The organism is Arthrobacter sp. UYP6 (assembly GCF_040547315.1).
Taxonomy (GTDB): Bacteria; Actinomycetota; Actinomycetes; order Actinomycetales; family Micrococcaceae; genus Arthrobacter_B.
In genome coordinates, this window is the sequence record NZ_JBEPPM010000025.1 from 16743 (window position 1) to 36662 (window position 19920).

15 protein-coding genes are annotated in these 19920 nt (G+C 66.0%); 6 read left to right on the plus strand and 9 right to left on the minus strand.

Features of this window, described 5'->3' with window-relative positions; translation table 11 throughout:
• Nucleotides 1–20: 20 nt before the first annotated feature.
• The 7 genes from ABIB35_RS17275 to ABIB35_RS17305 form a co-directional block, all read right to left on the minus strand.
• Entirely contained in the window at nucleotides 21–1112 is a 1092-nt protein-coding gene (locus ABIB35_RS17275) for a M24 family metallopeptidase (RefSeq protein ID WP_354182992.1), read from the minus strand.
• 74 nt (nucleotides 1113–1186) lie between these two features.
• Nucleotides 1187–3226 (minus strand): DUF6807 family protein, encoded by a 2040-nt coding sequence (locus ABIB35_RS17280; protein WP_354182967.1) that lies wholly within the window; start codon nucleotides 3224–3226, stop codon nucleotides 1187–1189.
• Nucleotides 3227–3259: 33 nt separating this feature from the next.
• A complete protein-coding gene (locus ABIB35_RS17285) occupies nucleotides 3260–4465 on the minus strand; it encodes a dienelactone hydrolase family protein (protein WP_354182968.1) in 1206 nt (401 codons plus the stop codon).
• Nucleotides 4466–4571: 106 nt separating this feature from the next.
• The gene (locus tag ABIB35_RS17290) at nucleotides 4572–5876 is read right to left on the minus strand and encodes an ABC transporter substrate-binding protein (protein ID WP_354182969.1); all 1305 of its coding nucleotides are present in this window, start codon (nucleotides 5874–5876) and stop codon (nucleotides 4572–4574) included.
• A 196-nt stretch (nucleotides 5877–6072) separates the two neighbouring features.
• The gene (locus ABIB35_RS17295; RefSeq protein ID WP_354182970.1) at nucleotides 6073–6996 is read right to left on the minus strand and encodes a carbohydrate ABC transporter permease; all 924 of its coding nucleotides are present in this window, start codon (nucleotides 6994–6996) and stop codon (nucleotides 6073–6075) included.
• Nucleotides 6986–7930 (minus strand): carbohydrate ABC transporter permease, encoded by a 945-nt coding sequence (locus tag ABIB35_RS17300; RefSeq protein WP_354182971.1) that lies wholly within the window; start codon nucleotides 7928–7930, stop codon nucleotides 6986–6988. The genes ABIB35_RS17295 and ABIB35_RS17300 overlap by 11 nt, the downstream gene beginning before the upstream one ends.
• Before the next feature lie 282 nt (nucleotides 7931–8212).
• Nucleotides 8213–9289 (minus strand): LacI family DNA-binding transcriptional regulator, encoded by a 1077-nt coding sequence (locus ABIB35_RS17305; protein ID WP_354182972.1) that lies wholly within the window; start codon nucleotides 9287–9289, stop codon nucleotides 8213–8215.
• A 189-nt stretch (nucleotides 9290–9478) separates the two neighbouring features.
• Between ABIB35_RS17305 and ABIB35_RS17310 the strand changes: the two genes are divergently transcribed.
• The 3 genes from ABIB35_RS17310 to ABIB35_RS17320 are packed head-to-tail and all read left to right on the plus strand — an operon-like array spanning nucleotide 9479 to nucleotide 12701.
• Entirely contained in the window at nucleotides 9479–10657 is a 1179-nt protein-coding gene (locus ABIB35_RS17310) for a Gfo/Idh/MocA family protein (RefSeq protein WP_354182973.1), read from the plus strand.
• Nucleotides 10657–11871: a dihydrodipicolinate synthase family protein gene (locus ABIB35_RS17315; protein WP_354182974.1), complete on the plus strand. Its 1215-nt coding sequence runs from the start codon at nucleotides 10657–10659 to the stop codon at nucleotides 11869–11871. Before ABIB35_RS17310 ends, ABIB35_RS17315 begins: the two co-directional genes overlap by 1 nt.
• Entirely contained in the window at nucleotides 11868–12701 is an 834-nt protein-coding gene (locus ABIB35_RS17320; protein ID WP_354182975.1) for a sugar phosphate isomerase/epimerase family protein, read from the plus strand. The genes ABIB35_RS17315 and ABIB35_RS17320 overlap by 4 nt, the downstream gene beginning before the upstream one ends.
• 5 nt (nucleotides 12702–12706) lie before the next feature.
• Here the strand turns inward: ABIB35_RS17320 and ABIB35_RS17325 are convergent, their stop codons facing one another.
• Nucleotides 12707–13639, minus strand: a complete 933-nt coding sequence (locus ABIB35_RS17325) for an SMP-30/gluconolactonase/LRE family protein (protein ID WP_354182976.1) — start codon at nucleotides 13637–13639, stop codon at nucleotides 12707–12709.
• A gap of 110 nt (nucleotides 13640–13749) precedes the next feature.
• On the opposite strand from ABIB35_RS17325, the gene ABIB35_RS17330 reads away from it, so the two are divergent.
• From ABIB35_RS17330 to ABIB35_RS17340, 3 genes are all read left to right on the plus strand, one after another.
• Nucleotides 13750–14049 (plus strand): hypothetical protein, encoded by a 300-nt coding sequence (locus ABIB35_RS17330; RefSeq protein ID WP_354182977.1) that lies wholly within the window; start codon nucleotides 13750–13752, stop codon nucleotides 14047–14049.
• Between the two features lie 207 nt (nucleotides 14050–14256).
• On the plus strand, nucleotides 14257–15651 hold the full coding sequence (locus ABIB35_RS17335) for an MFS transporter (RefSeq protein WP_354182978.1): 1395 nt from the start codon (nucleotides 14257–14259) through the stop codon (nucleotides 15649–15651).
• Between the two features lie 48 nt (nucleotides 15652–15699).
• Entirely contained in the window at nucleotides 15700–17352 is a 1653-nt protein-coding gene (locus ABIB35_RS17340; RefSeq protein ID WP_354182979.1) for a thiamine pyrophosphate-binding protein, read from the plus strand.
• Nucleotides 17353–17483: 131 nt separating this feature from the next.
• Here ABIB35_RS17340 and ABIB35_RS17345 read toward each other — a convergent pair whose 3' ends face one another.
• A complete protein-coding gene (locus ABIB35_RS17345; RefSeq protein WP_354182980.1) occupies nucleotides 17484–19895 on the minus strand; it encodes a bifunctional salicylyl-CoA 5-hydroxylase/oxidoreductase in 2412 nt (803 codons plus the stop codon).
• Nucleotides 19896–19920: the final 25 nt, after the last annotated feature.

Sequence of the window (19920 nt, forward strand, 5' to 3'; positions counted from 1 at the left end):
GGGCCGGCTGGCCGCCCCGCCTAGAGCTGCAGGGTGGCCGGCCGCAGCCGGCCGGCCACCTCAACCGTTGGCCAGCGCTCATCGATGCTCAGTGAGCGGATTCCGCTCGCCCCGAGCAGCACGGTGTCCTCGACCTTGACGCCGGGACCGGAAGGATTCCACGCGAAGGCCTGGTTAGCCACGACAGCGTCATCCGTAGCGTCGGTGGCACGCGGGTCACGGCCGTTGTAGCCGGCCGCTCCGCCCTGATGGTGCAGCCGCCACTGGTCCGGACCGAAGCCGTGCGCCTCGTAGCCGCCCCGCACCGCCGCCAGCACATCGCACAGGCGGGTGCCCGCAACGGTGGCGGCAAAGGCGGCGGCCTCCACCTGAAGGATGCGGAGCTCGGCGTCGGTTTCCGCGGCGTCAGCTGCGCCGAACCGCACCCAGCGGGTGACGTTTGCGATCAGCCCGTCCCGCCGCGCGCAGACCACAGCCATGGCACGGCGGCCCAGCGGTGCATCGGTGGGCAGCGGATGCCGGAACGCCGCACGGCTTTCGCCGGCACAGAGCAGGACCACCGGATCCACACCGGCCTCAACCAGGCGTCCGGCCAGCTGTGCAGCAACCTGGCGCTCGGTCATCTGCGGGTCCGCCAGCGTGAGCACATCCGTCAGCGCTGCTGCGGCGTCGCGGCAGAGCTGGTCATAGCGTTCTGTTTCCGTCGGCAGCAGGGACCGGCGCGCGTCGCGCAGTTCCCGGGCCAGCTCCGCTTCGGCCAGCGGCGGCCCGCCCCCTTCGAACCAGTCTTCACTGCGCTGCAGATTGGCGAACCAGGGCACTTCCAGAAGGGCCATGCCCTCGGGAACCTCTTCGGCGGCGAGCCGTTCGGCTTCATTGTTGAAGGTGACCATGTGGTCGCCGTCGCGCTCCACGAGTACGGCTGCCACCGGGTCGCCAGCCAGGCTGATGTGCACGCGGCTGCCGTCCAAGTACCAGGAGAGGGCGGCCTGCGAGGTCAGCAGCACGGACTCGGCTCCGGCCCGGTCCAGGATGTCCAGCACCCGGCGGCGCTTGATCCGCCGGTCAGCTGCCGACGGCGGCGCGGACTGCACTCCCGGGGATCCCTGCACTGGGGCCGGTGCGCCCGGAGCTGCCGCTGCGGCGGGAGCGGACCCGGCGGAGAGCCCGGCGAAGAGTGCGCCGGTCACCGGATCGCTCGCTTGGCCTGGATGCCGGCAATCAGCTGTGCCACGCCGTCGTCGTCCAGCCGCCCGTCGGCAACCACAACGCTGACCAGACGCGAGACGGGCGTGGAGGGTGTGGTGCGGACCGGCGCATCCCAGGCAAGGGACAGGCCGAGGCCGGGATAGCCGCTGCTGCGCACGAACCAGGGATCGGACTCGCGCGGATCCGGCACAAACACCAGGGTTGCCGGGCCTTCGGCGAACTCCGCGGTCCACGTCAGCCACGGGGCAACCGTGCCGTGAACCGCTTCCTCGCCGTCGTTTTCGGCAGTGCGGACCCGGACATCGGTGCACGCGGGCAGGCGCCAGAAGAAGCCGCCGTAACCGCCGCCCTCCCGGCCGTTCGACCCGGGGCTGCCCAGCAGGACCGGGACGTCGGCGGCAGTGAGGGTGAAATTCAGATCCAGCAGCCAGCTCTTCTCGTCCAGTGCGGTGAAGTGCCAGTTCCGCTGCTCGTCCAGCAGCACGGTGCCGTCCGGGGCGCACCACTGAAGGCGCTGTTCGAGGGCATCCGGTGTTGCTGTGGCTGCTGCCTCCCGGATGTGTCCGTGGTCCTCGCGCCAGACATATCCGGCCTCTTCACGGCGGTAGGTGCGGCCGCCCCAGAAATTGACGCCGTTCACGTCCTGGAGGGCCACTCCGGCACCCAGGTGCCAGACATGGTCCGAAGGCAAATGGTCGGTGACCGAAACACCGGAGAGGGTGCGGACCGGGTGCAGATACGAGCGGGGCGAGGCGTCGGGCCGGATGCCGGCGCCGGAACGCAGCTGGGCCACGGCGGTGCCGTCGGCGGTGAATTCCGCGGCCGGCGCTGCGGGGCAGGCCCACGGCGCCAGCAGTTCACTGAACGTGGCCTGGGACCGCACCGCCCGCAGCAGCAGGTCCTCGATACCGTGGACCACGGGGTGCGCAGCTCCTCCGGATCCCACCCAGGTGACGTACTCGGCGCCGATCGGGTGCACCGGACCGGCAGAGCGGACCGCCTCCAGGACGGTCATGAAGGCGCCGGAATCGGCCAGCGAACTCAGCAGCGGGGTGCTGTCCTGCCGGTGGGCGAGGAGGTTTTCCAGCAGATCGGTGCGGTCATGGGAGGTGCTGGCGGTGCCGGCCGCCGTCGTCAGCTCCAATTCGTCGGTGGTGTAGGAAAACACCGCTTCGCCCTCGGTGCCGTGCACCGTTACCAGCGGCTGCTTCTGCCCTGGTGCGCAGACGGTGAGTGCGCACAAAATGGTGGCTCCGGCGGCGGTGTGCAGCCTTACCACCGAGGTGTCATCGCCCTCGATGTCGTGGGCATGATAGGCGTCCACCTCCACCGAGTCGACGTCGGCAGTTTCCCGGGCGCCGCCAATGCGCAGCGCGGTCGCCACGGCGTGTGCCAGCGGATTGGTGATCACGCCGTCCACCACGTCCACGCCGTCGAGGGTGCGTTTGCCGGCCCAGCGGGAGCGGGCAAAGTAGTCCTTGTCCCGCACCCACAGCCCCGTGGCCGAGAGGCCCCGCACGGTGCCGAGGTCGCCGCGGTTTATGGCGGCGGCGAGAGTGTCCAGGGCGGTGGAGCCCAGGCTTTGGAAACCCACCTGGACGGCCCGTCCGGTGCGCTCGGAGGCCGCCAGGATCTGCCGGTACTGCTCCATGGAGGCCGCCGCCGGCTTCTCCAGATACACGTCCGCACCTGCCTCGAGGGCGGCGACGGCGAGATCCGCATGAGTGTGAATGGGCGTGGCGATGATGACGACGTCGGGTGCGGTGCCGGCTGACAGCAGTTCGCCGGCGGTGGCGAAGACCTGGACTGAAGGGTTCAGCTCGCCTGGTTTCGGTGGCCGCGGATCGGCCACGGCCGTCAGCGTCAGTGCGCCTGCCGCTTCCAGGTCACGCAGCCGCAGCAGGTGCTGGGCGCCGAAACCGTGGACGCCGATCAGGGCTATCCGGGGAACCCCCGCCGCTGCTTGGTCGGTCAGGGTCGAAGAGGGGGAGGTGGAGCGAGCAGGCTCGGGAGTCAAGGCGTCTTCCGTTCTAGCGGTCTGTGAGGTGGCTTACAGTGTATGTGAGAAAGCGGTTTCCGTGGGGGCTTCCTCGCCCTGTGGGAGGATCGGATCGAGTGTCGGATTGAGGGTCTTGGGCGGTTGTAGAACAGCCAGCAGGTGCTCGCGCGCCCGGGCGAGCAGTTCGCGGTCAAAGACATGGCCTCCGTCGTGCCACTGCGCCTGATAGCGTCCCGAAGCGATCAGGATCCGCTGCAGGCCGGCGTCAGCCTCCTGCATTCCTGCGAGGGGAAACAGCTGGTCGGCAGCGGCGTACTGGACGAGGAATGCGGTGGCCGGCGCCAGCGCGGCTAGTTCCGGCCAGTCGAATTCTGCTGCCAGGCCCGGCGTGTTCATGAGCCAGGAGTGGTAATCCAGGTGGCTGGGGAAAAGGGCACCGATGGTGGTCATCATGCAGGCCACCACGCAGGCCTTGAGGTCCGGGTCCAGTGCGGAGAGCAGTAGGGCGCGTCCACCGCCGCCGGAAAAACCGCCCGTGCCGATCCTGGTCGCGTCCACGCCCGGCCGGTTCCGCAGGATGGCCAGGGCGGTAAGGTCCTCGAGCGCCACCATGCCGGCGTAGCTGGTTCCCAGCATGCCGGCAGCCTTGGCAATCGTGTTCTCATGGTCAGCGGCGGCGGCGTCGTAGACCATCGCTGCGGTGGGCACCGTGCCGTCAGCTGCCCAGGCGGCGTGGCGGGCCTCGAGGACGCGCGCGGTCCGCTGTGGCGCCGGAACCAGGGTGAAGCGCCGGCTGCCCCAGCTGAACGCATCGTGGGTCAGCACGGCAAACCCGGCTTTGGCCAGTTCATTGACCGGGGCCAGTCCCTCGTACAGATTCTCCCGCAGTGAGGCGGCTTCCGGCGTCGCCTCCGAGCCCAAATCCACGATGCGTTCGGAACCCAGCCACTTGTTTCCGGCGTGGCACTGCAGCCAGAGCACCCCGGGCAGCGGCCCCTCGGTGCCGGCCGGTTCCGCCAGATAACCCGTGCTGGGCGGGCCGTACGGCAGCTGCCAGCGCAGCTCGGTGATCCGGATGCCGTCCACGACGCGAACGGACCGGACAGTTGTTTCCGGTAGGGAGGGGGACGGCGCGGGAACGCCCAGAATGGCGGCGAGCTTGGCGGAAGCCGGGCTATGGCCGGAATAACCGGGATCCGACCGGATGTAAGCGGGCCAATCCTCGTAACCGCCGATGGCGCTGACGGGAGTGTTCATGACTGCCTTTCCTTGAGGGCTGGGTAGGGGTCGGATGAAAGAATTCCCCGGACTGCGCGCAGTCCGGGGAATTCTGGTCAGTCCTGGTTCAAGCGGAAGGCGGGGCCTAGCCTGCCTTGATCATGCCGGAAATCTCGTCCGTCATGCGTTCCGTGGCTTCCTCCGGTGTCAGCTTGTCGAAGAGCACCTCGGAGACGTAGCGCTTGACGACGTCCTGGACACCGCCGGCACCGACGGGAGAGGGCTTAGGCGCCTCGGCCATGTCCGGGCGGATTTCGTCCAGGAAGGCCACCACAGTTTGGTCGGATTCGTTCAGCTCGGGCTTGATGGCTGCCGCCATGTCCGGGTTTACCGGTACTCCTCGGTCAACCAGCATCTCCTTGGCCGCGTCCTCGTTGTTCGCCAGGTAGTTGACGAATTTTGCCGCAGCTTCGGGGTCGCTGGCTTTGGCGGAGACGGACCAGTACATGGAGGCCTTGTAATACATGCCGTTGTCGGCGGCCGCACCGCTTTCGGACGGTGCGCGCAGCATGCTGATGTTTGAACCCGAGGCAGTGCGTAGGGCGGCCAGCTGGTTGGACCAGTACCAGCCCATCGCGGCCTTATTGGTGGGCAGGGCGCCGGCTTCGAACGTACCGGAGATTCCCTCTGTGTACTCCGCGGCGCTGGGGCCCTTCGCGACGTCGCGGACGTCCAGGAGATGCTGGAACCAGGAGGTGACGTTCTCGTTGCTGTAGCCAACCTCGCCGGCCGCTTCGTTGTAGAGGGACTCGCCCTGCTGGCGCAGCCAGACGCGAAGGTCTACATCCTGTGCGCCGTAGTCGGTCCCGACCACCCCGTCCAGTGTTGAGCCGATTTTTGCGGAGATCTTGTAGTAGTCCTCCCAGGTCCAGGTGCTGTCGTCCGGGATTTCAACGCCGGCCTGCTTGAAGAGGTCCTCGTTGATCATGAGAACATAGGCGTTCTGGCCGGTGCTGAGGCCGTAGAGCCCGTCCTCAAATTCTCCCAGGTTCAGCGATGCCTCATCGAACTTGGACAGGTCCAGGCCATCCATTTCGGAGAGCTCGGCGAGGGCACCGCGGCCGGCGTATTCCTGCAGGTACTTCTCGTCCATGGTGATCACATCCGGTGCGTCTCCGCCGGCGGTGGTGGTGGCCAGCTTGTCCCAGTAACCGCTGAAGTCGCTGTAGTCGCCCTTGACCGTGATGCCTTCGTTGGCCTCCATGAAGGAGGCCATGATGGCTTCATTGGCCTTGTGTCGGGGGTCGGAGCCCCACCAGGAGAAGGTGATGTTGTCGTCGCCCTCGGCGTCGGATCCGCTGCTGCTGCCGCAGGCACCCAGTGTCAGGCCCAGGGCTATGGCCATGCCTGCTGCGGTGGCGGTCCGTGAACGTTGTGAAAGCTTCTTCATTGAATTCTTCCTTTGCATTTTGGGTGCGCTAATGGCCGGTACGGCGCACAGGGTGGCGCCGTGCCGTTACTGGCTGGGGTACTGGGTTGCGGTGGTTCCGGGGTGCGGGAGTGCGCTGGTGCGGGAGTGCGGTAGTTCTGGGGTGCGGTGGAACAGCGGTGCGCCTGCGCCGGCAGCTGCCGGCGCAGGCGGGCCCTTATTTGCCGCCGGTGGTGGCGATGCCCTTGACCAGGTACTTCTGTCCAAAGAGGAAGACCAGGAAGACGGGCAGGAGGGAGACGATCGACATGGCGAACATAGATCCCCATGATGACGTGGCAGTGGAGTCGATGAACGAGCGCAGTGCCACCGGAACGGTGTACATGTCCGGATCCGTGAGGTAGATCAGCTGGCTGAAGAAGTCGTTCCAGGTCCAGATGAACGTGAAGATGGCGGTGGTCGCCAGGGCCGGGAGCATCAGGGGCAGGATGATCTTGGTGAAGATCCGCACGTGGCCGCAACCGTCAATCCGTGCAGCCTCGTCCAGTTCCTTGGGCAGGCCGCGGATGAACTGGACCATGAGGAAGACAAAGAAGGCGTCGGTGGCCAGCAGCTTGGGCAGGATCAGCGGGATGAAGGTGTTCACCCATCCGAGCTGGGAGAAGATGATGTACTGCGGCACGATCACCACGTGGATCGGCAGCATTACGGTCATCAGCATGATCGCAAAGAGCAGGTTGCGCTTGCGGAAGCGCAGGCGGGCAAAGGCATAGGCCGCCATGGAGCAGGACACGAGGTTTCCCACGATGGAACCGAACACAATGATCAGCGAGTTCATCATGTAGTGGCCGAAGGGGGAGCGCAGGGCGTTCCATCCGTCAATGTAATTGGAGAATTCGAAGGTGGTCAGGATCAGCCCGGACTGCCGGAAAATCTCATCATTGGGTCGCAGCGAACTGACGAGCATCCACAGCAGCGGATAGAGCATCACCAGGCCAAAGGCAATCAGCACAATGTGTTTGACGAGGCGTCCACCTCCGCCGGTGCGCTTGCGGGGGCGGGCGGGCGTTGCAGTCGGCCGAAGGCCGGTAGCGGTGCCGGGCGGAACTGCTGTGGCCGCGGCTTCAGTATTAGTCGTCATAGAACACCCAGAACTTCGAGGCGATGAAGTTGATCAGCGTAAAGACAGCGATGATCACCAGCAGGAGCCAGGCTAGGGCGGAGGCGTAGCCCATGTCGAAGTTTGTGAAGCCTTTCTGGTAGAGGTACAGGGTGTAGAACATGGTGGAGTCGGCGGGGCCGCCGGTTCCGCCCGAGACCACGTAGGCCTGGGTGAAGGACTGGAAGGCGCCGATGATCTGCAGCACCAGGTTGAAGAAGATGATTGGCGTCAGCAGCGGGATGGTGATGGTCCACAGCTGGCGCAGCTTGGAGGCGCCGTCCATGGAGGCTGCCTCGTAGTACATGCCGGGGATCTGACGCAGTCCGGCCAGGAAAATGATCATCGGGGCGCCGAAGGTCCAGATGTTGAGGATCATCAGGGTGCCCAGCGCGGTGGAGGGGTCGGAGATCCAGCCCATGCCTTCAATTCCGAAGAAGCCGAGAACCTGGTTAATCAATCCCTGGGTACCGAAGATCTGACGCCAGAGAACGGCGATGGCCACCGAGCCGCCCAACAGGGAGGGCAGGTAGTAAATCGATCGGTAGAAGTTCATGCCCCGCAGTCCGCGGTCCAGCACCAGGGCCAGGACCAGGGCTGCCACGAGCTGGAGCGGAACGGAGATGAACACGAACAGGAACGTCACTTTGAGTGAGTTCAGGAGCCGTGCGTCATCCATCATCCGGCTGAAGTTCTCGAAGCCCACCCACTCCGGCGTTTCCAGCAGGTTGTAGTCCGTGAAGGACAGGTACAGCGAAGCGGCCATCGGGCCGATCGTGATGACAACCAGCCCTAGAATCCACGGACTAAGGAAGAGGAAGCCGGCCCGTTCTTCCTTCTTTTCGGCAAGGGTCAGCTTGCGCTTTACCTTGTCCTTGCTTCCCTTCAGGCTGGATAGCTCACTCAGTACTGACATGGCGATCCTTTGCTGCCGGTACGCTGCCGGGCCTCGCGGGGAACCGCATCTTTGCGGAAGGGCACGGATTGCATTCCGTATCTCCGTTTCTCGTGTGACGATGCTCTGAACTTCTGCGAGCATACGTGAGAAAGCGGTTTCCCGAAAGCCCCAAATGTGGACTGCGTCACATCTGTGACCGGGCGAAATAAACCAAAGATGTGCAGGGTGCGCAGTGCCCGCGGCCGCCCAGGGCCGCACGCCTTCGCTCCCGGGGCACGGAGTACCCGAAACTTAGGGGAGCTAGGGCAGCTCAGTGCTGCGGCGCAGGATGACGGTTCCCTCAATGCCGGCCGGCTCCGCAGGGGTTTCCCCTCCCAGCACCCGGGCCACGGCCGCGCGGCCTAAATCGGCCAGCGGCAGCTGCACGGTGGTCAAGGCGGGTGTGAAGTCGCGAAGCGTTTCAATGTCATCGAAACCGGCCACCGCAATGTCCTCGGGGATGCGCAGCCCCACCTCCCGGAAGCCGGCTATCGCGCCGATCGCCATGACGTCATTGACTGCGAAGACACAGACAGCGGGTCCCCCGCCCTGCCGGGTCCGCTGCTCCGGGCGCTCCATTGCCGCCACCCGCGCGCCGAGTTCGACGGCGGCCCCGTATCCGCCGTCGCGGTTGAATCCGGTCCGGTGGACGTCAGCCGGATCCAGACCGGCATGCCGGAGCCCTTCCTGGAACCCGGCCAGCCGGTCATCCGAGGTCACCAGGCCCTCCGGTCCGGCCAGGACCAGGAAGCGGCGATGTCCGGCGGCAGCCAGGTCTGCGGCAAGCCGGCTGCTGAGCTCTCGGTTGGGAACCGGCACGCTGTGGAAACCGTCGTCGGGGTGGGATCCGACCACCGGGTGGCCAATGACGGCCACCTGGCCGCCGTTGGCCTTGTAGCGCCGCAGTTCGGCGAGAATGAGGCTGTTTTCGGCGCTGGCCGCGTCATTGTCGGTGCGGGAACCGGCAATGACAATGGCGTCGGCGCGGCGGGCGGCAAAGGTGGCGATGGCGTGGCGTTCAGCCTCCAGTCCGCGGCCGGTGCTGGCCAGCAGGACCACCTTTTGATGGTCTTGGACGGACTCCTGGACGCCGCGGGCAATCATCGAGAAGTAGGGGTCGCTGACGTCATGCAGGATCAGCCCCAGGATTCCGCTGTTCTTTTTTGCCAGTCCCTGTGCCTGGGCGTTGGCGATATAGCCGAGTTCGTCGGCCGAGGCCCTGACGCGTTCGGAAATGGCCCCGCCCGGACGGCGGTTGGATCCGTTGAGTACGCGCGAGGCGGTGGCAAGGGAAACCCCGGCATGCCGGGCGACTTCGTACAAGGTGCTAGCAGGCACAATTCCTCCACTGTAGTGAGACGGCAATTATGGCATTGCAGGAAAGTGCTTGCCAGAAAGGTCTGGCTGCGGCAGGATGGGCAAGGTTGGAATGCGCTTTCCCGCGTTTCCTTTCCGTATTTCCGAACGATCATTCCCCGCATCTTTACCAGAAGCCAACCCAGCCAACCCAGTCAACGGAGACCGACCATGGAGAACACCGCCACCCCGCCCCGCACCATCCGGATCGCCATGAACGGCATCACTGGACGGATGGGCTACCGCCAGCACCTGCTTCGCTCCATCCTGCCCATTGTGGAAGCCGGAGGGTTCCTGCTCGAAGACGGCACGCGCGTAGCGGTGGAGCCCATCCTGGTGGGCCGCAACGAAGCCAAGCTCCGCGAACTGGCGGAAAAGCACAAGGTCGCCGAGTGGACCACTGACCTGGACGCCGTCATCGCGGACCCCACGGTCGACGTCGTTTTTGACGCCTCCATGACCAACCTCCGGGCCGCCACGCTCAAGAAGGCCATGCTCGCCGGCAAGCACGTCTTCACCGAGAAGCCCACCGCGGAAACCTTGGAAGAAGCCATTGAGCTGGCCCGGATCGGCCGCGAAACCGGCGTCACAGCCGGCGTTGTGCACGACAAGCTGTACCTCCCGGGCCTGGTCAAACTCCGCCGGCTGGTGGACGAAGGGTTCTTTGGCCGCATCCTCTCCATCCGCGGAGAGTTTGGCTACTGGGTCTTCGAAGGCGACCATCAGGAAGCCCAGCGCCCGTCCTGGAATTACCGCAAGGAGGACGGCGGCGGCATGACCACTGACATGTTCTGCCACTGGAGTTATGTCCTCGAGGGCATCATCGGCAAGGTCCGCACCGTCAACGCCAAGACCGTCACGCATATCCCCACCCGGTGGGATGAGAGCAGCACGGCGTACGACGCCACCGCCGACGACGCCGCTTACGGCATCTTCGAGCTGGAAACCCCGGCGGGGGATCCGGTCATCGGACAGATCAACTCCTCCTGGGCCGTGCGCGTCTACCGCGACGAACTGGTGGAATTCCAGGTGGACGGAACCCATGGCTCCGCCGTCGCCGGCCTCACCAAATGTGTCTCCCAGCACCGTGTGAATACGCCCAAGCCGGTGTGGAACCCGGACCTGCCCGTCACCGAGTCCTTCCGCAGCCAGTGGCAGGACGTTCCGGCCAACGCCGAACTGGACAACGGTTTCAAGCTCCAGTGGGAAGAGTTTCTGCGCGACGTCGTTGCCGGCCGCGAACACCGCTTTGGCCTGCTCTCCGCCGCCCGCGGTGTCCAGCTGGCCGAGCTGGGCCTGCAGTCCTCCGAGCAGCGGCGCACCCTGGACATCGCGGAGATCGAACTCTGATGCCGCAGCTGATGCTTCCCGCCGACGACGGCGGCACCCGCGCCTACACTCCGGCGCCGGCAACACTGTGGCAGCGGCCGACCGCTCCGCTGCTTGCCCGCCGCGCCTATGCCGCAGCCCACGTTATTCCCCGGGTTTCTGGCAACAACATCCCGGGCGCCCCGGCGGACCTGGACTGGGAATCGACCCTGGGCTACCGGCATGAACTGTGGTCCTACGGCCTGGGCGTGGCCGATGCCATGGACACGGCGCAGCGCGGCATGGGCCTGGACTGGGCCGCCACCCAGGAACTGATCAAGCGCTCCGCGGCCGAGGCCGCCGCAGTGGCAGCCTCCGGTGCTCCCGCCGTCGCCGGCAAGACCGTCCGTGACCTGATTGCCGCCGGAGCGGGAACGGATCACCTTGACCTGGCCGCTTTGCCGGCGGGAAAAGCCGGCGTGGATGCCGTCCTGGACGCCTACCGTGAGCAGATTTCCGTGGTGGAGGGCTCGGGCGCCAAGGTCATCCTGATGGCGTCGCGTGCCCTGGCACAGGCGGCGTCGGGCCCCGAAGACTACCTGCGGGTGTATTCAACCCTGCTGGCGGAAGTCGGCGAACCGGTGATCCTGCACTGGCTGGGCGACATGTTCGATCCCGCCCTTGCCGGCTACTGGGGAGGAGCGGACGTCGCCGCCGCCACTACCACGTTCCGTGAACTCATCGACGGCTCGGCGGCGAAGGTTGACGGGGTGAAGGTCTCCCTGCTGGACGCCGCTCATGAGAGCGCGCTGCGGGCCGTGCTGCCTGCGGGGGTCCGGCTCTACACCGGGGATGACTTCAACTATCCGGAACTGATCGAGGGCGACGGCACGCATTATTCCGACGCACTGCTGGGGATTTTTGCGGCTATCTATCCCGCGGCCTCCGCGGCGCTGCAGCACTACGACGCCGGTCAGCCACAGCAGGCGCGGGCTCTCCTGGACTCCACCCGGGAGCTGGGCCTGCACATCTTCAGCGCGCCCACGTTCTACTACAAAACAGGCATTGCCTTCCTGTCCTGGCTCAACGGCAAGCAGCCAGGTTTCCAGATGGTGGGCGGGCTGCAGAACGGGCGCTCCGTCCGGCACCTTGCCCGCACCTTTGAGCTGGCGGACCAGGCCGGCCTGCTTCTGGATCCAGATCTCAGCTCCGCGCGAATGACAGCGTGGCTTACCGTGAACGGAGTGGCTCAGTGAGCGACTTTTCCCGGCTTTCCCTCAACAGCGCCACCACCAAGTACTGGACCTTGGAACAGGTAATTGACGGCTGTGTCCGGACCGGCATTCCGGCGATCGGACCCTGGCGGGACCGCGTCGCGGAGGTGGGTACCGAACGCGCGGCCAAGCTCATCAGCAATGCCGGGCTGCGGGTGTCCTCCCTGTGCCGGGGAGGGTTTCTGACCGCCTCCGATCCGGCCGGCCGCGAGGCCGCCGTCCAGGACAACCGGGCAGCCATCCTGGAGGCCGAAATCCTGGGAGCCGGTGAGCTGTTCCTGGTGGTGGGCGGCCTCCCGGACGGGGATCGGGACATTGTTGCGGCCCGGCAGCGGGTGGCGGACCGGCTGGAGGAACTGGTCCCCTTCGCCGCCGAACACGGCATCCGGCTGGTGCTGGAGCCGCTGCACCCCATGTATGCCGCAGACCGGGCGCTGCTGTCCACGCTGGGGCAGGCACTGGACCTGGCCGCACCCTACCCCGCCGCCGTCGTCGGCGTGGCAGTGGACACCTTCCATGTTTGGTGGGATCCGCAGCTGCGCGAGGCGATCGCCCGCGCCGGCCGGGAAGGCAGGATTGCCTCCTACCAGGTCTGCAATCTCCCCATCGCAGCCGATGCCCTGCTCTCCCGCGGGATGATGGGCGACGGCGTGATTGACTTTGCCACGATCACCGGCTGGGTGGCCGAGGCAGGCTACCGGGGGGATATTGAGGTGGAGATCTTCAACCAGGAGATCTGGGATGCACCCGGCGACGAGCTGCTTGAAACCGTCAAGGAACGCTACTCCTCACTGGTGCTGCCCTTCGCCTAGCTTCGTTACGGCCGCAGGGCGGCGGCCGCATCGGTGACGGCGGTCCGGATCCGGTACAGACTGGTGGACGCGGTCAGGTACAGGGTGGCGCCATCGTTGCCGCCGAAGCAGACGTTGCTGACGGTTTCCGGGACCGGAATCCGCAGGATCCGCTCACCGGTGGGGGAAAAGACCTGCACGCCGTCCTTCGCGGAGGACCAGAGGTTCCCGTGCACATCCACCCGGAAGCCGTCAGGAACTCCCGGCCCCACCTCCGCGAACGTCCGTCCGTTCCGGGCGAAGCGGCCCTGCACTACGTCATAAGCGTGAATTCCATGGCCGTGCAGGCGCGGCCCGCCGTCCATGGCCGGGGTGCCCAGCGAGGTGTCGGAGACATAGAGGATGGATTCATCGGGTGAGAACGCCAGCCCGTTGGGTACCTCCACATCGATGACGGCAGGTGTCAGCTCCCCGCTGGCCGGATCGAAGCGGAAGACGTACCGGTCCCCGTATTCCTCGCGGCCGGGGTGCCCTTCGGTGTCCTTCTGGATGCCGTAGGAGGGGTCGGAAAACCAGATGGTGCCGTCGGATTTCACCACCACGTCATTGGGCGAGTTCAACCGGCGGCCGTTGTAGGAGTCAACAAGCGTGGAGACGGCGGGAACGGCGTTGGCCGCGGTGCCGGTGTCCCGCTCAACGGCGCGCCTGCCGTGCGAGCACTGGATCACCGCGCCGTCACGGTCCAGTGCGCGGCCGTTGGTGAACTCAGCGTCGGCGGCATAAACCTCAAGCGCGCCGGTGGCCTCGCGGTATTCCAGGATCCGGTTTCCCGGGATGTCGCTGAAGCGCACGGCTTCCCGGGCGGGGATCCACACCGGACCCTCGGCCCATTGGGCGCCGGTGGCCACCTTTTCCAGCGAGGCATCCGCGGCGAGCAGGTTTTCTGGCGTGGTTCTCATGCGCGGTCCTTCACAATGGGGGAGGGGGTTGCCTCACAGCATAAACGCAGCGGCCGGCCGCTCCGGGGATAGGCTGGTGTGGATACCCAGCCTGAAGGAGAGAACACACCGTGAGTGCACTTTTGACGTCCCTTGTTTCCAGCGCCGGCCTCATTGGCGGTTACAAAACCGCAAGGGATACCGGCAACCGACAGCTGGGCGGCGCCGTCCTTGCGGTCGCGGGAGCGGCAGCCTTCACCCTGTGGAAGCGCGACGCCGGCACCGGCACTGCTGTGGCTCTCACTACCGGTTACGTGGCCGCCTTTGGCCTGTCCCACCCGCTGGCGAGAAAGCTCGGCGCCTGGCCCTCCGTTTATGCGGTCACCGCTGCCACGGCCGCCGCTTCACTGATTTTCGGGCGCCGCCGCTAGTTACAGTGAGACTTCCGCTGCGCGGCACCAGGAACGACGACGTCGGCGCGGCAGGAAACTGCGGGACCGGGCCGATATTTCTGCCCGGTCCCGCAGTGTTCTGTGGCCCGGGCGGAACTGACCAAGATTTAATTGTTTACCTCTTGTGACGATCGTCATAGTGCGTCAATAATGAGAGCGACCCGCACCGCCGACGCAAGGAGCACCGTGGCTACACAGGTATCACCATCAACTGAATGGACCATTCCACGCCGTACCACGGGCCTGGTGCTCTTCGCCTGCTGGCTCGCGATTCTGGCGGAGGGATACGACGTGGGCGTCCTGGGCGCCGTACTTCCCGCCCTCGCAGAATACAAGGAATGGGACCTCTCGCCGCTGGAGCTCGGCGGTCTGGGCGCCTACGCACTGGTTGGCATGCTCTTCGGAGCACTGTTCATCGGGACGCTCAGTGACATCATTGGGCGCAAGAAAATGCTCCTGCTTTCCATGGTGATCTTCACCCTCACCCAGGCCGGGGCTGCCATGGCCCCCACTCCGGAGATCTTTGGTCTGTTCAGATTCCTGGGCGGACTGGGCATGGGCGGCGTCATCCCGGTTGCCGCGGCGCTGACCATTGAGTACTCGGCACCGAAAAAGCGTTCCTTTAACTATGGGCTGATGTACTCGGGCTACTCACTGGGAATTGTTGCCTCCGCCCTCGTGGCCATGGCGCTGCTGCCCGACTTCGGCTGGCGGGCAGTGGTTGCCGTCGGTGCCCTGCCGATCCTGATCCTGCCCCTGGTTGCCTTCCTGCTGCCGGAATCGCTGGAATACCTGGTGTCAAAGGGACGCATCACCGAGGCCAAGGCCCTGGCTGCACGGCAGAACATTCCCAACTACAACCCCAAGCCCCCGGCCCGCGGCGGTGCGTCGATTCCCTGGCGGGAAGCCATGGCCACAATGTTCTCGCGGCGGTTCCTGCGCTCCACGGTCTTTTTCTGGATTTCGCTCTTCTGCGGCATGGTCCTGGTCTACGGACTGAATACGTGGCTGCCTCAGATCATGCGCAAGGCAGGCTACGACCTGGGGTCTTCGCTGACCTTCCTGCTGGTCTTCAGCCTGGCGTCGGCCATCGGCGGCCTGGTCCTGGGTTACGCCGCGGACCGCGTGGGGCAAAAACTGATCCTGGTGGTCTTCTACATCCTGGGCGCCGCGGGCATCATGCTGCTGATGTTCCCCAACTCCATGGTGGTGAACCTGGCGTTTGTGGCGTTCGCCGGAATCGGCTCGATCTCCACATCACTGGTCCTGACCGGTTATATTGCGGACTATTACCCCGCGGCCACCCGTGCCACGGCTACCGGATGGGCCCTCAGCTTTGCCCGGATCGGTGCCATCTCCGGGCCGATCATCGGCGGCTGGATCGCTGCCTCAGGGGCGCCCTTTGAGTGGAACTTCGCGATATTCGCCGTCGTTGGCCTCATCGCTGCCGGTGCGGTGGCGATGATCCCCAAGCGGGTGCCCCAGCTGGACGGTACCGCTGCAGCGGCCGGTGCGGCCGGTCCGGCGACGGAATCCGGAGCAGCCGCCGGTGCCGCTTCCACCGCCGATGCAACCAAGTAGGCGGGACCTCCCTACCATCAAGAACAGTTCCGATTCCTAGGAGGACACATGTTCGTAGCGGAGGTTGTCGGCAGGACCCTGGCTGGGCTGGGAGCGGGGCACTGTTTCGGTGTGGTTGGTTCGGGGAACTTCACCGTAACCAATGCGCTGCGCCACCACGGTGTTCCGTTCACCGCCGCCCGGCATGAGGGCGGGGCAGCCACCATGGCCGATGCCTACGCGCGGGTTTCCGGCAGGGTGGGACTGGTGTCCGTCCATCAGGGCTGCGGTCTCACCAATGCGGCAACCGGCATCGGGGAAGCGGCCAAGTCCCGCACGCCGTTAATTGTGCTGGCTGCCGAGGCAGCGTCCTCCGCCGTGGGCTCAAACTTCAGCATGGACCAGGACGGCTTTGCCCGGTCGGTCCACGCTGTTCCGGAAAGGATCCACTCGGCGCGCACGGCGGTGGCGGACACCGTGCGCGCCTACCGCCGGGCCGTCAATGACCGGCGCACCGTGGTGCTGAACCTTCCCCTCGACGTTCAGGCCCAGGAGGTGCCGGAGACGGCGGCGGCGCCGGTGGCGGTCCCGCTCTCCGATCCGGTCCGTCCCGGCCGGGCGTCCGTGTCCGCCTTGGCGGACCGGCTGGAGCAGGCACAACGGCCGGTATTTATCGCCGGGCGCGGAGGCCGCGGAGCGCGGAAGGAACTGCTGGCCCTGGCCGAGTACACCGGCGCACTGGTAGCCACCTCCGCGGTGGCCAAAGGACTGTTCAACGAAGAGAAGTTTAACCTCGGAATCTCCGGCGGATTCTCCTCACCGGCGGCCGCTGAACTGATAACCGGCGCTGACCTGCTGGTGGGGTTCGGCTGCGCGCTGAACATGTGGACCATGCGGCACGGCCACCTTATTGGTCCGGAAACCGCCGTGGTGCAGGTGGACCTTGAGGACGCAGCGCTCGGCGCCAACCGGGCTGTGGCACTGGGCGTCCTCGGGGACTCGGCCGAAACAGCGGGCGCGGTGCTGGCTGAACTACTTGCCCGCGGTAATGCACCGCGGACCGGCTACCGGACGGATGCGGTGTGCCGGCGGATGGAGTCCATCCGGTGGCAGGACGAGGAGCTGGCGGATTTCTCCACCGACAGCCGGATTGACCCCCGTATCCTGACCCGCCGTCTCGATGAGCTGCTGCCCCGGGAGCGGATCGTCGCTGTGGACTCGGGCAATTTCATGGGTTACCCGAGTCAGTTCCTTGAGGTGCCGGACGAAAACGGGTTCTGTTTCACCCAGGCCTTCCAGTCTATTGGGCTGGGACTGGCCACGGCGATCGGAGCCGCGGTGGCCCGTCCGGACCGGCTGCCCGTGCTCGGCACCGGCGATGGGGGCTTCCACATGGCCGTCGCGGAGCTGGAAACCGCCGTGCGGCTGGAACTGCCGCTGGTGTGCGTTGTCTACAACGATGCCGCCTACGGAGCGGAGGTGCATCACTTCGGTGCCGACAACCCGCAGGCGGACATGGGGACGGTGGTGTTTCCGGAGACGGACGCTGCTGCAATTGGCCGTGGCTTCGGTGCGGACGGACTGACCGTGAGGGCCCTTGCTGACCTTGATGCCGTGAGCGACTGGCTGGCGGCCGGCCCGCGCAGACCGCTGGTCATAGATGCGAAGATTGCCTCCGACGGCGGCGCGTGGTGGCTCGCAGAGGCGTTCAAGGGGCACTAAGTTCCAGAGACAGACACAGGCGCAGTGATGGATCGCGCGTATGGATCGCACGAAGAGATAAAGGAAGGGCCCGCCTCCGAATCCAAGGATTCAAGGAGGCGGGCCCTTCCTTTGCGGGATTGAGCCTGGCCTCAGACGCCCGAGGCGGCTGCTTCCGGCTGCGCGGTCCGCGAATGCGGCTCCGGGGTCCACCGCAGGTGCGTGGGTGCGGCTTCCGGATCATCCTGGCGCAGGAGTGAAAGCCGGGGCCGGACGGCGTCGGTCCGGGCGCTGGGCGGCTTTCGCCGGCCAGCCTTGAACGGCAGCGGCCAGTCTGCCCCCGGACCGCGGTAGTCCTGCTCGGCCGCGGCCTGCAGGGTCCACTGCGGGTTGTAGAGGTGCGTGCGGCCCAGGGCGCAGAAGTCGGCCCGTCCGGCCAGAAGGATGGAGTTGACGTCGTCGTAGGAGGACACGGCGCCGACGGCGATGACCGCCACCCCCGCTTCCGCCGCCGCCCGGTTGCGGATCTTGTCCGCGAACGGTGTCTGGTAACTGCGGCCGAAGGCGGGCTTTTCCTCCTTGGAGACCTGGCCGGAGGACACATCGATGCCGGCAGCTCCGTGGGCAATGAACGCCCGGGCAATGTCCACGGCGTCGTCGTCCGTAGTGCCGCCCTCCACCCAATCCGTGGCGGACAGCCGCACCGTCAACGGACGCTCGGCCGGCCAGGCCGCCCGCACCGCATCGAAAACCTCCAGGGGATAGCGCAGACGGTTCTCCAGGCTGCCGCCGTACTCATCCGTGCGCCGGTTCGAGACCGGGGACAGGAAGGAGGACAGCAGATAGCCGTGCGCGGCGTGCAGCTCCAACAGGTCAAAGCCAGCCTCGGCGGCGCGCCGGGCGGAGTCGGTGAATTCGGCCAGGACCCGGTCCATGTCCGCGCGGTCCATCTCGCGCGGAAGGTTGCAGCCTTCGCCGTAGGGCAGTGCGGACGGGCCCATCACCTCCCAGCCCTCCTGCGCGTCGAGCGGAACATCGATGCCCTCCCACATGAGGCGGGTGGATCCCTTGCGCCCGGAGTGACCTATCTGGGCTCCGATCCGCGCCGTGGACTGCTGGTGCACAAAGTCCACGATCCGGCGCCAGCCCTCGCGCTGCTCGTCCGAGTACAGTCCCGTACAGCCGGGGGTGATGCGGCCGGCGTCGGACACACACACCATCTCGGTCATCACCAGGCCGGCGCCGCCCAGCGCCTTGCTGCCCAAATGGGCCAGATGGAAGTCTCCCGGGAACCCGTCCACCGCCGAGTACATGTCCATCGGGGAGACGATGATCCGGTTCTTCAGCTCCAGGCGCCCGATCCGCGCCGGCTGGAACATGGCCGGTGCCGTCTCGGCAACTCCGGCCGCATCGGCAAAGGCGCGGTCCGCGAGGGCGGCGAAGTCCGGATCCCGCAGCTTGAGGTTGTCGTAGGTGATGCGGCGGCTGCGGGTGAGGAGGTTGAAGCAGAACTGGACGGGTTCCTGGTTGGCGTACTGGCCAATGTTCTCGAACCATTCCAGCGAGGCCTGGGCCGCGCGCTGGGTGGATTCCACCACGGGGCGCCGTTCGGCTTCATAGGCGGCCAGCGCCAGATCCACATCAGGGTGTTCATGCAGGCAGGCGGCCAGAGCGAGGGAGTCCTCCATGGCCAGTTTGGTTCCGGACCCAATGGAGAAATGCGCGGTGTGGGCGGCGTCGCCCAGCAGGACAATGTTGTTGTGCCGCCAGTTCTCATTCCGGACCGTGGTGAAGTTCAGCCACTTGGAATTGTTGGACAGCACTGAGTGGCCGTGCAGTTCCTCCCGGAAAATCTCCCGGATTCGGGCAATCGCCGATTCGTCGCTGACTCCAGGCGGGAATATGTGCCCCTCGGTATCGTCAAAGCCGGCGGCCCGCCAGACGTCCTCGTGCATTTCCACAATGAACGTGGAGCCTTCATCGGAATAGGGGTAGCCGTGGATCTGCATAACACCGTGCTCGGTGTCCTTGATGAAGAACTTGAAGGCTTCGAACACCTGGTCGGTGCCCAGCCACATGTACTTGGAGCGGCGCTGGTCCAGAGAGGGCCTAAAGGAGTCCGCGTAGGCGGACCGGACCGCGGAATTGAGGCCGTCCGCCGCCAGCACCAGGTCATGGGTGGCACTGAGTTCAGCGACGTCGGGGGCCAGCGTGGAGAAGCGCAGATCCACGTCCAGTTCGGCGCACCTGCGCTGCAGCAGTTCAAGCAGCTCCTTGCGGCTCATTGCGGCGAAGCCCTGCCCGCCCACCGTGTGCTGCTCGCCGCGGAAATGGATGTCAATGTCCGTCCACCGGGCAAAGCGCCTGGACATGTAGTCGGCAATGGTGGTGTCCGCATTGCCGATCCCGCCAAGGGTTTCATCGGAAAATACGACGCCGAAGCCAAAGGTGTCGCTGGCGGCGTTGCGTTCCCACACCGTCACCTCGTGCTCCGGATCCAGCTGCTTCATGAGTGCGGCGAAATAGAGCCCGCCGGGGCCGCCGCCTACAACTGCGATCTTCATGGTGTGTCCTTTCTGTGCCGGATAA